Source organism: Celeribacter sp., from assembly GCF_048266405.1.
Classification (GTDB): Bacteria; Pseudomonadota; Alphaproteobacteria; order Rhodobacterales; family Rhodobacteraceae; genus Celeribacter.
On sequence record NZ_JBLWZO010000018.1, the window covers coordinates 15,537 to 29,558 of the forward strand.

At 53.7% G+C, this 14,022-nt stretch carries 14 protein-coding genes; 10 read left to right on the forward strand and 4 right to left on the reverse strand.

The features are described from left to right. Positions 1-5 precede the first annotated feature (5 nt). The 5 genes from ACN0TS_RS17440 to ACN0TS_RS17460 all read left to right on the forward strand — a co-directional run bounded on the left by ACN0TS_RS17440 (position 6) and on the right by ACN0TS_RS17460 (position 4,674). Entirely contained in the window at positions 6-1,445 is a 1,440-nt protein-coding gene (locus ACN0TS_RS17440) for a sugar ABC transporter ATP-binding protein (protein ID WP_417260606.1), read from the forward strand. After that, positions 1,442-2,377 carry an ABC transporter permease gene (locus tag ACN0TS_RS17445; protein WP_417260607.1) on the forward strand — a complete coding sequence of 312 codons (936 nt, stop codon included), beginning with the start codon at positions 1,442-1,444 and terminating at the stop codon, positions 2,375-2,377. The genes ACN0TS_RS17440 and ACN0TS_RS17445 overlap by 4 nt, the downstream gene beginning before the upstream one ends. A gap of 5 nt (positions 2,378-2,382) precedes the next feature. Continuing rightward, entirely contained in the window at positions 2,383-3,321 is a 939-nt protein-coding gene (locus tag ACN0TS_RS17450) for an ABC transporter permease (RefSeq protein ID WP_417260608.1), read from the forward strand. After that, positions 3,318-4,247 (forward strand): SMP-30/gluconolactonase/LRE family protein, encoded by a 930-nt coding sequence (locus ACN0TS_RS17455; protein WP_417260609.1) that lies wholly within the window; start codon positions 3,318-3,320, stop codon positions 4,245-4,247. The genes ACN0TS_RS17450 and ACN0TS_RS17455 overlap by 4 nt, the downstream gene beginning before the upstream one ends. A 61-nt stretch (positions 4,248-4,308) precedes the next feature. Continuing rightward, positions 4,309-4,674 (forward strand): hypothetical protein, encoded by a 366-nt coding sequence (locus ACN0TS_RS17460; protein ID WP_417260610.1) that lies wholly within the window; start codon positions 4,309-4,311, stop codon positions 4,672-4,674. Between the two features lie 3 nt (positions 4,675-4,677). Here ACN0TS_RS17460 and ACN0TS_RS17465 read toward each other — a convergent pair whose 3' ends face one another. The 3 genes from ACN0TS_RS17465 to ACN0TS_RS17475 all read right to left on the reverse strand — a co-directional run bounded on the left by ACN0TS_RS17465 (position 4,678) and on the right by ACN0TS_RS17475 (position 7,406). Continuing rightward, positions 4,678-5,142: a hypothetical protein gene (locus ACN0TS_RS17465; protein ID WP_417260611.1), complete on the reverse strand. Its 465-nt coding sequence runs from the start codon at positions 5,140-5,142 to the stop codon at positions 4,678-4,680. Between the two features lie 114 nt (positions 5,143-5,256). Then, positions 5,257-6,597, reverse strand: a complete 1,341-nt coding sequence (locus ACN0TS_RS17470) for a plasmid recombination protein (RefSeq protein ID WP_417260612.1) — start codon at positions 6,595-6,597, stop codon at positions 5,257-5,259. Between the two features lie 296 nt (positions 6,598-6,893). Next, positions 6,894-7,406 carry a hypothetical protein gene (locus ACN0TS_RS17475; RefSeq protein WP_417260613.1) on the reverse strand — a complete coding sequence of 171 codons (513 nt, stop codon included), beginning with the start codon at positions 7,404-7,406 and terminating at the stop codon, positions 6,894-6,896. 612 nt (positions 7,407-8,018) lie between these two features. Here ACN0TS_RS17475 and ACN0TS_RS17480 point away from each other — a divergent pair. Further along, positions 8,019-8,384: a hypothetical protein gene (locus tag ACN0TS_RS17480; protein ID WP_417260614.1), complete on the forward strand. Its 366-nt coding sequence runs from the start codon at positions 8,019-8,021 to the stop codon at positions 8,382-8,384. 312 nt (positions 8,385-8,696) lie between these two features. Then, positions 8,697-9,845: a hypothetical protein gene (locus ACN0TS_RS17485; RefSeq protein ID WP_417260615.1), complete on the forward strand. Its 1,149-nt coding sequence runs from the start codon at positions 8,697-8,699 to the stop codon at positions 9,843-9,845. Positions 9,846-10,050: 205 nt separating this feature from the next. Here ACN0TS_RS17485 and ACN0TS_RS17490 read toward each other — a convergent pair whose 3' ends face one another. Further along, the gene (locus tag ACN0TS_RS17490) at positions 10,051-11,004 is read right to left on the reverse strand and encodes an HNH endonuclease (RefSeq protein WP_417260616.1); all 954 of its coding nucleotides are present in this window, start codon (positions 11,002-11,004) and stop codon (positions 10,051-10,053) included. An 820-nt stretch (positions 11,005-11,824) separates the two neighbouring features. Between ACN0TS_RS17490 and ACN0TS_RS17495 the strand changes: the two genes are divergently transcribed. The 3 genes from ACN0TS_RS17495 (at position 11,825) to ACN0TS_RS17505 (ending at position 14,020) form a co-directional block, all read left to right on the forward strand. Beyond that, positions 11,825-11,950 carry a hypothetical protein gene (locus tag ACN0TS_RS17495; protein ID WP_417260617.1) on the forward strand — a complete coding sequence of 42 codons (126 nt, stop codon included), beginning with the start codon at positions 11,825-11,827 and terminating at the stop codon, positions 11,948-11,950. Further along, positions 11,947-12,249 carry a helix-turn-helix domain-containing protein gene (locus ACN0TS_RS17500; RefSeq protein WP_417260618.1) on the forward strand — a complete coding sequence of 101 codons (303 nt, stop codon included), beginning with the start codon at positions 11,947-11,949 and terminating at the stop codon, positions 12,247-12,249. Before ACN0TS_RS17495 ends, ACN0TS_RS17500 begins: the two co-directional genes overlap by 4 nt. Before the next feature lie 493 nt (positions 12,250-12,742). Then, entirely contained in the window at positions 12,743-14,020 is a 1,278-nt protein-coding gene (locus ACN0TS_RS17505) for a hypothetical protein (protein ID WP_417260619.1), read from the forward strand. The last annotated feature ends 2 nt before the right edge of the window (positions 14,021-14,022 follow it).

Here is a 14,022-nt window from a genome sequence, read left to right on the forward strand (position 1 = left end):
CGACCATGAACAGTGCCACCACTAACGGCACACCCCTTGTGGCCCTGACCAATGCCGAAAAGCACTTCGGTGCGGTCAGGGCCCTTGACGGTGTGAGCCTTTCGATCAGCGCAGGGGAATGTCTCGGGCTGGTCGGTCACAACGGCGCAGGGAAATCTACGCTTGTTAATCTGATAAATGGCGGGCTCACGCCATCGGGTGGCACTGTTGCCTTTCCCGCCTCAGGCGCATCACGTGCGCTCGACGCGGGCGTGCGGTCGGTGTTCCAAGAGCTGTCGCTCTGTCCGAACCTCACCGTCGCAGAGAACCTGCGCATCTCACATACGAGCCTCAAAGGGATTGGTTGGCGTCGTCGGGCGCGCGCCGAGATCCTTGCGAGCCTCGATACCGTATTTCCGAACCACGGCATTGATCCTGATGTCACCGTGGATCAGCTGACAATTGCCGAGCGGCAAATGGTCGAAATCGCAATCGGTTTCGCCCCACGCGGCTCGGAGGCGAAACTCGTCATTCTTGATGAGCCGACCTCCTCGCTCGACGCGGGCATCGCTGAGCAATTGCTCACCCATATCAAAACATTCTGCGCCCAAGGCGGCGCAATCTTGTTCATCTCTCACATGATGGGCGAGATATTTGACGTGGCCTCGACCATTGTTGTGATGAAAGACGGCAAGGTGGTTACCTCCCGCCCAACCGCTGAATTTTCTCGCAGCTCACTGGTCGAGGCCATGGGACATGTCGCAGGACCGGCAACGGAGAAAGCTGTGCGCAGCACCGACTTCGGCGGCGACATTCTCAATAGCGCCACGGGATTGACCGCGGGCAAAGGCGAGATCGTGGGTCTTGCAGGTCTCGCAGGCCACGGACAGGCCGAAGCCCTTGCGCGGCTCTACTTCGAGCACAGCTCCTCATGGCGGCCCGGCAAAGGGGCAGGCATGGTCTTTGTCGCGGGCGACCGTGGACGCGATGGCATTTTGCCGCTGTGGTCCATTTTGCGCAACGCGACGATTTCCATCCTGCCGCAAATCGCCAAACGCGGCCTAGTGGACCGCGAGGCAGAGGCGGCCGTCGCCGCTGATTGGAAATCCCGCATCGGCATTCGTACAGACGATGTAAACAACAACATTCTGTCGCTCTCAGGCGGCAACCAACAAAAGGTGCTTTTCGCGCGCGCACTGGCCTCGGAGGCTCCTGTGGTTGTCATGGATGATCCCATGCGCGGCGTCGATGTGGGCACCAAGCAGGACGTTTACGCCATGATCCGATCCGAGTCCGAGCAAGGCCGCACCTTCCTATGGTATTCAACCGAGACCGAAGAGGTCTGCCAATGCGACCGCGTGTTCGTATTCCGTGACGGAGAGATTTCCGCCGAATTGACCGGCGCGGGCATCACCGAGGAAAGCATCCTCGAAGCTTCATTTGAAATGCAGGGGGTAGACGCATGATCCGTCTTTTCGCGCGTTACCGCATCCTTTTGCCTGTGCTGTCCCTGACGGTACTTTTAGCCGCAACCTTCTACCTCCAACCGCGCGCCATGAGCTATTTCGGCGTCAACCTGTTGTTCAATCTTGCGGTGCCTATTGCCTTGGCCACGTTGGCGCAGATGATGATCATCATGGTGAATGACATTGACTTGTCGCTTGGCGCATTTGTGAGCCTCGTGGCCTGCGTCACGGCGACATTTCTGCACGACACGCCCGTCTTAGGTGTGTTGATCCTCGCGGGTCTGATCGCGGCCTACGCCGCCCTTGGAGTCTTGATCCATCGCTTTGATCTGCCTGCAATCGTTGTCACCTTGGGCATGTCCTTTGTCTGGGGCGGGATTGCACTGTCGATCCTCCCCTCGCCTGGTGGCACCGCGCCGCCGTGGATCCGCAGCCTCATGACAGTGAAGCCGCCACTCCTGCCTATGGCCGTTGTCGCCGCGATTTTGATCGCCGCTGTGACCCATTACCTCATCATCAGCACGGGCATCGGAACCGTCCTGCGTGGCGTGGGGGGCAATGCTTCTTCCGTGGCGCGTGCAGGCTGGCCCATCTTGCGGCTCAAAGCACTCGCCTACGGCTTGGCGGGGTTCTTCGGTGTGCTCGCAGGCATGGCTCTGGTCGGTCTGACGACCTCTGCCGACGCCAATATCGCATTGCGCTATACACTATTGTCCATTGCGGGTGTGATCCTAGGCGGCGGCGAATTTGTTGGCGGCAAGGTCAGCCCTGTAGGGGCCGTCATCGGCGCTCTGACACTCGCCCTCGCCTCCTCGTTTCTCTCCTTCCTGCGTCTGAGCTCTGACTGGCAAATCGGCGCACAGGGAGCCATTTTGATCCTCGTGCTCACGGCGCGTCTCATATTCACCCGTCGTGACGGCCAAGAAGGATAACCCAGATGAAAATGCTTCTTTCGCGTCCGTGGATTTGGTCATGGGCCGCCGCAGCCGCAGCCTTTATTCTTGTTATGATCCTGACCCAAGGCAGCGGCGCATCCGACCTCGCCTATGCCGCGCTGTCCTTTGGCGCTTTCGCCGCCATCGTGGGGCTTGGCCAGATGTTGGTCATCACTCTCGGGCCAGGCAATGTGGACCTGTCCATCCCCGCCGTGATGACCTTGGCGGGCACACTGTCGCTCAAAGCCATGGGCTCCGACCCCAATACGGCTGTGCTTGGGTTCGTTGTGGCTATCGGCGTAGGGATCGCCGCAGGGGGCGCAAACTTCGCTCTGATCTACCTGCTGCGCCTGCCGCCCATCATTGCGACCCTCGCCGCCTCGCTCATTTTTCAATCCATTGCCATTTGGTCGAACCGCGGATTGCGGATTAAGCCACCTGCAGGTCTGGCCGAATTTGCGACGGGCCGCACCATTGGCGTGCCCAATGTCGCGTGGGTCGGTCTGATCCTGTCGGTGATCGTCTGGGTCGTGCTTGAGCGCTCCAACTTCGGACGGTGGCTGTTGGCCTCAGGGCAAAACCTGCGCGCTGCACGTCTGGCAGGCATTCCTGTCGAGTTGGTGCGTGCAACCACCTATGTGACCGTAGCGGTCTTCGCCTCGATTGCTGGGTATTTTCTCGCAAGTTTCTCAGGCGGAGCGGCACTTAACATGGGGCAGGAGTACCTCCTCACCTCCATCGCGGTCGTCGTCATTGGCGGCAGCTCCATTGCGGGCGGGGATTCAAACGTCCCTGGCGTCTGGGGCGCATCGTTGTTCATGTTCCTCGTGGTCTCGATGCTCAACTCTTACGGCTTTGGCGTAGGCGTCAGGATGATGCTGACCGGCCTGATTATCATTGGCATTGTTGTTGCCGCTAGCACACGGAGACCTCGTACATGACCGAAGCCCTTTTGCCACCACATCTTCTGGCACTCGATGATCGTTTTCATGCGTTGGTGCATCCGCTATCCCGCCTTGAGACCATTGCCACCGGCTTCACATGGACCGAAGGGCCTGTTTGGTTCGGGGACCATGAGTGCCTTTTATTCTCGGACATCCCCTCGCAACGTGTGATGCGTTGGAGCGCGCGCGACGGCGTCAGCGTGTACCGCGAGGCAAGCGGATTTAACAATGGCAACACGCGGGACCGTCAGGGACGACTGATCGGTTGCCGCCACGGATACCGCGATGTGGTGCGCACAGAATATGACGGATCACTCACGGTCCTAGCCGACAGCTATGATGGCAAGCGATTGAATTCGCCCAATGATGTGGTCGTAACTTCGGATGGAGCGGTTTGGTTTACCGATCCGACCTATGGCATCCTGTCGAACTTTGAGGGGTATCAAGCCGACCCTGAACAGGTCGCACACAACGTGTTCCGCCTTGATCCCGTCACGGGGGAACTCACTGTCGTCGCGTCTGATTTCACCCAACCCAACGGCTTGGCCTTCTCTCCCGACGAGAAACGGCTCTATGTCGCCGAAAGCGGCAGGAGCCACGATGAGACAGTTGCTCCGGTCCTCAGACAGTTTGATGTCGAGGGTGGCTCGCTCAAGGATCGCGGCGTTTTTGCCTCGCTCGATTGTGGTTTTCCCGATGGATTGCGGGTCGATACCGCAGGCAACGTTTGGACCTCAGCGGCAGACGGCGTGCATTGCTTTGCCTCAGACGGGGCACTTCTTGGCAAGATTTTGGTCCCAGAAACAGTGGCCAACCTGTGCTTTGGCGGTCACGACGGACACCGCCTGTTCATCACGGCAACAACATCAGTGTATTGCGTCTTTGTGAATGAACAGGGCGCGGAGCCGTGGACGCGGATGTAGATCTAAGGAGGGGCAGTGCGGTCGCGTTACTCAAACAAGGAAGACCTGCCCTTTTCGAGTTATGCAATTTTTAGTCGCTATGTCTTTATATCGTAGAGACTATTCATCCGCGCTCTATCGCGCTTATGTAGAGGATCTCGTAGGCACACTCAGCGACGAGGCCGTAGCGGGCTCAGCTGCGGATGAACTGCATGAGCTGATTGATACGGTTGTTGTAAGCTGGGACGGGGATGCGGAGCATCACACGCTTGAACTGCGTGGTAAGTTATTGGAGATGCTGAACAAAACAAAGCCCGCCTTGGGGGCGGGCTTAGAAGCGAATGGTCATTCGCTAAAACTGGTTGCGGGAGGGGGAATTGGACTTTGGCGAACTTTTTTGATCGTGGCGTGGGGGGGAGCCGGAAGATCCGGCGTTCCACAAGAGTGAGGCTCACTCGTCCGCCCCGGCCTCGCCGTCCTTGGCAGGACTGTCTCCGAACTGCTTGCGCAACTCCTCGTACTTGGCGCGATCTTTTTTCTTGCGCTCCGCTTCGCGCTTGGCCTTGTCTGCCCTTGCTTCCTCCGCCTTTTTCGCATCGTGCTTCTCCACAATTTCTTTGACCACAGCAGGACACTGCGGGTGCTCCGTAATTGCGCGACGATCTTTCGAGGATGCATTGCACGCCAGCGCCGAGAAAACCTCTATGCGGGTCTGCTCATTGAGGTCGGGCAGCACCGCAGCGAAGTTCTCGCCAACGGCGTTGGCGAAATCCATCGCGCGGCTTAGCTCTTTCATTGCGTCCTTTATGACCGCGCCAGACTGGATTTTCTGAATCATGCGGCGTGGATTCTTAGAGAAAGCGCCAGCAGCAATTGGGGAGGGCTGCGTTTGGGAATGCTGACGTTTGTTGCTCATATTTAGCTCCTTTCCTTTAAGGATTGATGCGTACTGCGGAATTGCTTGCACGCTGTAAAAAAGAAGTGGTTCCGACCTTGTCAGCGCAAAAATACTTTCCCGAAAAATTTTGCATTAATCTCTGTTCTCATTGTTTTTATTGCGTTCTTTTTTGCGCCTTTCATGTGAAATCCGTCCTGCGGCGATCGCCTTTTTCAGGCGCTGCGCGAGATCCGAAAGCGCTCCGACATTGCCAGACATATCGGCTCCCAACGAGCCACCAACCCTGGCCAGCAAGGCTTTCACCTCGTCGAGAGTTTTGGCCGCTGCACGGAAGTCTTCATTGACCCGTGCAAACGCGTCTTTGCGAGCCCTCTCGAACATCGCCGCCCATCCGCTCCGGAATGCCCTCGCAACGCGGGATGCCCCCTTGGGGGAGCGCTGCGCGTGTCTCTGCGCTCGCAAGAACACTTTGTCTTTCTCGTATCCTTTAACCGGAATGACTTTGGCGGTTTCACCCTGAGTTGCGGGCTCCACCACGCCCTGTGCAATCGCTTCGGTGATTTCAATAATCGCATTGGCCTCGGCGGCTTTTTCTTCCACGGCTACGGCGCGTTCGTTTACGATTGAAGTTCGAGCCTCAAGGTCGCGCTCGCGCTTTGCGAGTTCGACATCCTTTTTCCGCCGCCAGTCCCGCGTCCTTGTATGAACGCGCTTCGGCGGCGGGGTTTCGCCCTTGGCCACGGCCTCACGGAAGGCCGCTTTGCGCCTCTCACCACGAACAAGACCGATCTGGGAAAACCATTCACCAACGCTGTCTTGCGCGAGCTCATAGTCTTCGATCACATCGAACTTCGAAGGCTGCAACATCAGCCGCGTGGCAATGACTTTCTTTTCTCCGGTCTTCCTGTCCTTGCGTGTCATCTCCACGCGCACACGCGGCATAATCACAGCGTGGATGTGGTAGGCCTCTTCATCGAGGTCCGCGCGGGCGTGAATGACATCCTCGCCGAACTGCTCTTTCAACCATTCGACAGCCAACCGCTCGAAATCGGCAATCCTCTGGTTCTGGTCGATCCCTTCATCGAAAACCGCAGCAGGGTCGGCATTGAACCACTCCTTATTGACGGTCAAAATGGCTTCGCGCATCGGGCCGTGCCGCGTAGGCCGCCAAGGATTGTGCGGCCCTTCCGCCAGACGGTTCTGGATGTCTTTTTTGCGCTTGCGCTGCTCCAGAGCTTTCAGCTCCGCCGCGAAATTCTGCACCTTCATCTCAGTGATCTCGGCCAAGGCTTTCGCCGCCCAATCTTCATCTCCGATCAGCAAGCGGTTTGGCGCTGGCGGATGTTCCAGAATATGGCCGGTATCGCCCCCTACCCGCTTGCGGTGCTTCTCATACCCGGCAAGGTTTTCCGGCCCTATGCCCTCAAAACGCAGGACAACCGGGAAGCGGGTATCAAAAGGTGAGCCATCCATTTTCTCATCTCCTTAGTGGTGGAGACGAGGAAATGGATACAAAGCTTCCGAGAGACTAATTTGGCAGGAAGGAAAGTTTCGGGGGAAGGGAGGGAGAAAATCGCAAATCTTGCTTTGGTCCTTCGCCGAAAAGGGCGGATTGCGGACCTTCGCTGCGCCCGCAAACTAAATTGGACTGCGTGAAGAAAGCGGACACTCATCCGCCAGTGTATAGCGAACGTTTGTGCCGGAGTTGGTGTGCAAAAAACTGCACACCGCCGTATTTTTCGGTTCAAGAGAAGATTGAAAAGAAACTTTCACAGTTTTGACTGGCAAAAAGGAAACTTCATACTTGGAAAATCCTGGGCTGCCCTTTGAGCTCTATCAAATATCACCTGATCATCTTCTTGGTGGTGAGCTCTGCAAAGGAAAAACACCCCACTCGGTGTGTTTGAGAAGATTAACCAATGACCTGAAGTCAGATTATTGCGTTTCCCACGATTAGTGATCCCTTGGATGGCCGCAAGCTGTGCCAACTTCCATGCACGACGCTCGTCCATGAATTCACCATCGTGCTTCAAGAGACATCTGTCCCACTCCCCGTAAATACTATTTTTATCAATCTCTTGCCTGATATTATGGTAATATTCAGCTAAGCTTTGTGGCACCGTATGAGCTTTCCAGAGCCCCTTAAGGGGAAGCCTCCGAAATTGATCTGGTTTCTTTGGACCCTTAGGCCATTCGGCGAAATTAGAGCCGCTGTGCTTATTTATAAGAAGTATCAAGTCTTTCGTTGCGAAGCTTCCGTTTGATTGGCTTTGCTCTGTCATCTGGTCTATTAGAAACGAGCTACAAAACCACTCGACACCACAGTCTTGCAACTGCTCACACACGTATCGCCTTGCCTTTACCCAACCTTCTGAGGATCGCATGTATATAGAATTCTCCGAAAATGTTTCCGTCAACCTTCCATCAAGAGCTAACTTTGGTCCAGCGGAAGCTTTGTCCTCATTGTGTGAATTCGACCATCAAAGGCTTTGCAGTTGCAGCGAACATCCCGGTTCGACGGGCCGCACCGCAGCATCCTGAAATAGTGCTTAATGCCCACTATGGGCCGGTACTGAAATCAGACATCAGATGGTGCGCTGCACCTGATTCAGCATTGAGCCAAATTTGGTTTTGAATGAGATGCTCAGTGCCGCTATGAAGATGCGATGCTGCACAATACACTCTATAGGTTTCAACGAGGTCAGAAAACGACACTGATCTGTTTGGGATCACTCTTTATCCTTCTTTCATCCGTCTGGTGGTACGCGGAAATCGTAGGTTGGGAGTTCCCATTGGAGCCTCCTGTCGTCCTCATTGGTGGTCTGACCACCGTTTTTTCGATCTATTGGCCATTTAAGCCGCACTATGCCGATAGACGACTTCGATGCCGGAACATGTTCGACTACACTTCTAACAACGGCGATTTTAGGATTGGTCGGGAAGAAACTGAATTTACCCTACATTTCAGCAAGGCCAGCGACACGAGCATCCATTTCTACAATTACTCTTCGGACGTCAAAAGCGTCGCTATAGCAAAAGGTGCTGGTCAGATATCTGACATTAAGGACGCAACAGCATTTGACTACTCGAGTAGGTCCGTCACCCCAGAAGAGGGGCAAATTGTGTGTCTTGAAAATAAATTCGGAAACTTTGCATGTGTGCACATCATTGATGTTAAGGATGCCAGGCGTACCGACAACTCAAATGAGGTGACCTTCTCTTATGTCATCAACCCTGACGGTGGCACTGACTTCTCGTAACGTCCGCTAAAAACAGGCACTTTGTGCTTAGTGTGTGAGTTCGATGGCGTCGGGATTTGCGCTTGCAGTGAACGGCCGGTTTGACAGCCGCACCGCAGCAGCACGGATGGGTGGCAAATGTCTCCTATGGGCCGAACTGACAAAGCAACTTGACCTTCTTTGTCAAATCATTGATGGTAGTGACGGCCTAACGCGTAGGCCGGTGTGCCCGCCATGCGAAGCTTAGCGACGCGATCTTTTTTTGGATACCATGCCATTGGCAGGGTCCGAAGAGCAGCGGGCACCTTTTCGGATCCAGTTTGGATATGGATCATGAAACAGACAAACTCATTGAGAAAGTTGAAAGAGCTTTCAAAGCACTATGCACGAGCTCGGGAGCTCCCCTTGCATCAAGCACGTGACTTTGTTGCCAAAGAGCTAGGGTTGGCTCATTGGAATGGCCTTACAAAGGCTTACGAAGCCGAGTGGAACCCAACTCAAGACCAGCTAGAAAAAGTCGAAAGACTGTTAAATAATTCGCTTCCTATGGACGAGGATACTGGATCAGACCATCCGTCACATCTTGAAGCCTCTATTTTCAACATGGGTGTTCAAGAAGGAACGCTCAACGGACATAAATACCAAATCACTGAGTCTTTGGGCGACGTCCTCATGTATAGCACAGGTTGGAACCTACACGTGCCGGAAGCACCAAACAAAGCACCTTGTCTTGAAATCGCTAAGCAGATTGAAGACGATGAGCTCATTTACGAGTCAGACTTTCAACAGCAGGTTCTTGAGGTTGCGCTCACGCGTTCCCTACAAATTCGCGCCGGTATTGCATCGGATTGGCCGAGAAGGTCTACCAAGCCCGATAAAGACGGTCGCGTCCGCCATCCAATAACCAAAGCAGATTCAGATATCTGGTACTGCTACCATTGCGACGCTTCGATATCCGGCAAACAAATCGCCAAGAACCTTTGGCACTGCCCAAACTGCAATGCTTCGCCTCTTGATATTCACATGACTGCTTCATGGTTGGACGAAGGTGACATCCCACCCAAGCCAATTTCAGATACTGATATTCAGGGGAGACCTGATCTGATAGTAGAAATTGTAGATAAAAGACCGAAGTTGGATCTCGACGCCGACAAGATTACGCTGTTGATCAGAAGTGCACTCGTCGAGGACGCAGCAAATTCAAGTGAGCGTTTGGGTGCCTTGCTCGCAGACATAGGCGTCGACGAGGACAATGATGTCTGGATCAGCTTTCATGAGTATCTGTGGCCCGAGCACAAGGAACCAGAAACGGCTCTGGCAGTTGCTGAGCTTCTTGGTGTCCAGGTTGAGCAATCGATGTGTATGGGGGAGTTGCCATTCGCGTGGCCCGGCTTGGGCGAGCACACTTCCAGTACTATTGAGTACACTAAAATGATGCTTGAAGCTTATGCGGAGCAACGAGGAGACAAGTCTACGGAATAGCATGATGGTTCTAAGATCGAAGGCTGCGGGGAATGCTTCCGCAGCCTTTTTTGTTTTTCGGTTCACCAGTGAATGGCCGCAATGCGAATGCCGCATCGCAGAATTATTCGCATCACCCAAAGGCGGCTTTGGGCCGCAAGCTGACCTTGCATGAAGCAGGCTACATCGTGCCATGTTTAGCTGGTCCGGCAACGCCCCCCAGCAATTAAACTCCAGCCCATTTTCGGTGACGCCCGAGTGCATCCAGACTTGGATAGTGCGCCTGATTACCGGGCAATAATAGCTGCGTGCCTTCAAGATTGGCGTAGCTATCATCTTCTAGAGCTGCCTTCGATAGCTTTACACGGTAGTCATCTGTGATGACCAACAACCCTAAATCGAAGAGCGTGTGGATGTCGGCCCGCAAGAGAAGACCATTCTGAACATGATGTGAGTGGTCGCCACGGTAGGGGGCGATATGAGCGGCTTCCAGTGCGTCCTTGAGGGTGCAACTCGTTACACAGCACTTGCCACCATAGGCTTCTAGGAGGGCCGCCCTGAAGGCCGCCTGGCCTCTCCGCCTGGCAACCTGTGCCAAGGTTTTCTCTCGCAAATCCAGATCATTATCAGAGTCAAATGTATCGCTGTTCGTACCATTGGTCGCACGTAACCGGGCAGCGTCCGGTTGTTCGGTATCATGTACTTCACCTGCGTCGGAAAAGCCTTCGATAGTGAAGAACCCATTCTCCCATTTGGTCACCAGCCCGAGACCAAGGACTTCGTAAGCTACGCCCGGCTTAGGTTTACGTTTCACGAGGGTTCCGACCGGGACCTGGTCCTCCATGCATCTCATCAGGCCACGGTTGGTGGCCTCGCGGTCACGTTGATCCGGGTTCTGGTTTTCCTGGAAGTAGTGCAGAGCCCAGCTGCCATCTGGACGGTACTCGACATCCTTGTCCGGATAGGGCCCGTTCTGGATGGTGCGGAGGCTCAAAGCATAATCAGTGTATTTTGGTTTGTAGATGCCTTTCGCTTGATTGACTAACCTGCTCTGGTCCGCGGAGAACTCCTGGATATCGCTCCACGTAATAATTTTTCCCTTGTTCTCACTGAACCAGTCCAAAGCAACTCTGTGCTTTCCCGTCGTCTTCGCCAGTGCGCCTTCAAGCTCAGTCATCATTATTCACTCCTTCAGGGCATCAGAGATCAATCCTTTCTAACGATTACAATTGCTTTGTGCATCTTTGGCAATTGCCGGTGCGACCAAGGTCGGTTGTGGGCCGTTAGCTTTCTGCCCAATTCAAAGCGCGGGTCATTTACTCACTAAGTAGCTCGCACTCCGGCCCTTCGGTTCTGCGTTCGAGCTACGCGTTCGCCAGGGGCACAGCCCCTGGACCCGGGCCGCCTGCGGCGGCCTTGGGAGACGCCCAACTCTCCCAAACCCTCAAGGGGCCCTCAGCCGGAGAAAGTGGGGTATCGCCCGCCCCTTTCATCCCCACTCGCAAATGGGCACTCGCCGAGCCCCCCTGCACCCCCTGGCAGCCTATCCAGCTGGGACCAAAGAGAGAGCTTTCCCTCTCTGGACACTCCAAGGCAGAGAACACTCGCCGTCTATCCCTGCACCCTGTCCGGCGTCTCCGACATTGAACTATGAACGGTCCGGAGCAGCCATTCACGGAACCTATACTAATGCAGGGATCAATGAACGGTGGTGTTGGTGTGGTCGTAATCATTGATCCAGGGTAGGCGTCAGGTCTTCAGCTCGCACCGATGGTAGGCTTGATCTGATATCCCTCTTTATAAAATGTCGTGTCCGCAAACCGTGTTGGGAATGAAGCGACAATCGACACTTCACGCTTCGGTTACAGAGAAAACAGCCAACATCTATGCATGACGCGATGGTGAAAGTTGTAAGCGCTGCAAACTTGTACAACGAAAACTGTATCACTATGATATAGATCTAATGAGTTGAGAGCATTCAAAGGTAAGGTGTTTGCCCGATGGGCGAAGAAGGCGAGTATCAAGCTCTGGCATTAGTTGCCGCGGATTTGATCAAGACAACCGACGAACAAGTCGAATCCCTGAAAGCCAAAGGGTCAATCGCAGAACTGGAGTGGAATAATTGAGCGAGATACTCGATATCGCACACGACATGGCAAAAGATATGCATACGGTAGGCGCCATGGACGACATCACCATGCGGGTGATGGACGAGCTATGTTTGCCTGAACCGCGGACCTTTACTGCGAAGGACATCAAGGCCATCCGCAAGAAAACACGAATGAGTCAGGCTGTTTTTGCCGCCTTTCTCAATGTTGGCAGCAACACGATCGCTCAATGGGAGCAAGGAAACCGCTCTCCGAGTGGGCCCTCTGTGCGCCTTTTGGATGTGATCGACCGCAAGGGCATTGAGGCCATCACCTGACCCCTTACGCCCGCAAGATCCGCTCCGCTGTTTTTAGAAGCGATTTCGGCCAAATGTGAAAATCCAAAGACCAGTCGGAAAATTTTCCAACACGATTTGCGGACACGACATTGAAAAACGCCCTCAATCGCAATCCTGATTGCCTGAAGCCAATCAAGTGTCAGCTCCGTGCCGTCCCCCAGCGAAATCACGCGAAAACTTGGTTGCGCGATGACCGCTCCCAGCCCTTCTCAGCACAATGCTCCAATGGCACTAATGTATAGAAAGTGGGCTTTGCAAAGTTTTGGCCCCAATAGTTCTACGGTCGGCATAGATTGCTGACGTAGGTCGGTTTGGTCATTTGGCAATGGGCAGCAACTAGTAATAGTCAGCACTGAACTCAGAGCATCAATCACCAAAACGGTATTAAGATATTGATATAGGGACAGCTCGCAATTAACCTGGTATCGATAGTTTTTCAAACATTTTTCCGAACCCCAAGAAAGCATAGCCCATGTGGAAAGACTTTGGCTTCAAAAGAAACTTGTACGACACACACCCTGTTTCTGGAAACGCTCAGGGCGAACGCTTGCTGGTCGGGAGAGATGCGGAACTACGAGGACTCAAGAATCGTATTTCTGGCTTCGACACGGTTACCACTATTGAAGGCCCTAACGGAGTAGGGAAAACCAGTATAGTAATGGTCGGCGGCTTCCAACTGTATAATGAGACTCTTCATGACGGTAAAGATTCCATCTTGTTCCTCCCCGAACCATTTCAGCTGACGACCGAAGAGAGTGCGCTCGACTTCAAAAGAAGCGTCTACGCGGCAATAGCATCCTACTTTATTGAAAACGAGAATACGTTAAAACAGCGGCTCGACCTCCAATTTGGCCTTAAGCCCCTTCAGGCGTGGCTAGAAAACCCATTATTTATAAACGGTTCAGTCACTATCGGCCCGGCGGGAATGGGAGGTGGGAGAACACCTAACGAGTCGAAAGGGTTTGACCTTCATGGTTTCTTTTCTCTCGTCGACCGCCTTCTCAAGGCAGCATTTAGTGATAAAGGTGGCATCGTTTGCGTCATCGACAATCTTGAAATCCTAAATACTTCACAAGTAGCTCGTCAGAGGCTCGAAGCGCTGCGTGATGACTTGTTCGCAAGGCACGGAATGAAGTGGGTGGTATGCGGAGCAAGAGGAATTGTTCGAAGTGTTGCTAGCAGCCAACGCTTACAAGGTAGGCTGCAAGAGCCTATAGACGTCAAACCACTAAGTGGAAATTCGATTGAAGACTTGGTGCGAGTTCGTGTCAACGAGTACAAAAACTCGGACGATGCATTGCCTCCTGTGGGACCGACATCCTTTGGCTATGCATTTAGAATACTACATGAAAACCTTAGAGATACTCTGAAATTTTGCGGTGATTTTTCTCTATGGCTTGACGAGAGTGGTCAGGTCATCAAGGATGAATCCGAGCTCGACCAGCTTTTTGAGATCTGGCTTGCGGAGCAAAGTGAAGCCTATATGAAGTCGTTAAATGTCCCTCCACGAGCGTGGAAACTATTTGATGATATTTGCGATCAAGGTGGCTCCATAAGCCCCTCAGATCATGAGGAATTTGGATTCAATTCACCCCAATATATGAGAGGTCAAGTTCAAAGGCTCGAGCAAGCTGATCTAGTAGTTTCAGAGTTAGCTGACTCAGATCACCGAAGAAAGACAGTGACTGTTGTCGCTAAGGGATGGCTGCTTCGGCACCACAGAAGTGGCTATGAGAAACAGCTCAATTGAGA

What these genes read in the sequence shown, in the direction of transcription:
- ACN0TS_RS17470 (WP_417260612.1), bottom strand. Translation starts at nt 6,597, where the DNA reads ATGGATGGCTCACCTTTTGATACCCGCTTCCCGGTTGTCCTGCGTTTT.
- ACN0TS_RS17445 (WP_417260607.1), top strand. Translation starts at nt 1,442, where the DNA reads ATGATCCGTCTTTTCGCGCGTTACCGCATCCTTTTGCCTGTGCTGTCC.
- ACN0TS_RS17505 (WP_417260619.1), top strand. Translation starts at nt 12,743, where the DNA reads ATGTGGAAAGACTTTGGCTTCAAAAGAAACTTGTACGACACACACCCT.
- ACN0TS_RS17465 (WP_417260611.1), bottom strand. Translation starts at nt 5,142, where the DNA reads ATGAGCAACAAACGTCAGCATTCCCAAACGCAGCCCTCCCCAATTGCT.
- ACN0TS_RS17460 (WP_417260610.1), top strand. Translation starts at nt 4,309, where the DNA reads ATGCAATTTTTAGTCGCTATGTCTTTATATCGTAGAGACTATTCATCC.
- ACN0TS_RS17495 (WP_417260617.1), top strand. Translation starts at nt 11,825, where the DNA reads ATGGGCGAAGAAGGCGAGTATCAAGCTCTGGCATTAGTTGCCGCGGAT.
- ACN0TS_RS17450 (WP_417260608.1), top strand. Translation starts at nt 2,383, where the DNA reads ATGAAAATGCTTCTTTCGCGTCCGTGGATTTGGTCATGGGCCGCCGCA.
- ACN0TS_RS17480 (WP_417260614.1), top strand. Translation starts at nt 8,019, where the DNA reads ATGTTCGACTACACTTCTAACAACGGCGATTTTAGGATTGGTCGGGAA.
- ACN0TS_RS17490 (WP_417260616.1), bottom strand. Translation starts at nt 11,004, where the DNA reads ATGATGACTGAGCTTGAAGGCGCACTGGCGAAGACGACGGGAAAGCAC.
- ACN0TS_RS17475 (WP_417260613.1), bottom strand. Translation starts at nt 7,406, where the DNA reads ATGACAGAGCAAAGCCAATCAAACGGAAGCTTCGCAACGAAAGACTTG.
- ACN0TS_RS17440 (WP_417260606.1), top strand. Translation starts at nt 6, where the DNA reads ATGAACAGTGCCACCACTAACGGCACACCCCTTGTGGCCCTGACCAAT.
- ACN0TS_RS17455 (WP_417260609.1), top strand. Translation starts at nt 3,318, where the DNA reads ATGACCGAAGCCCTTTTGCCACCACATCTTCTGGCACTCGATGATCGT.
- ACN0TS_RS17485 (WP_417260615.1), top strand. Translation starts at nt 8,697, where the DNA reads ATGAAACAGACAAACTCATTGAGAAAGTTGAAAGAGCTTTCAAAGCAC.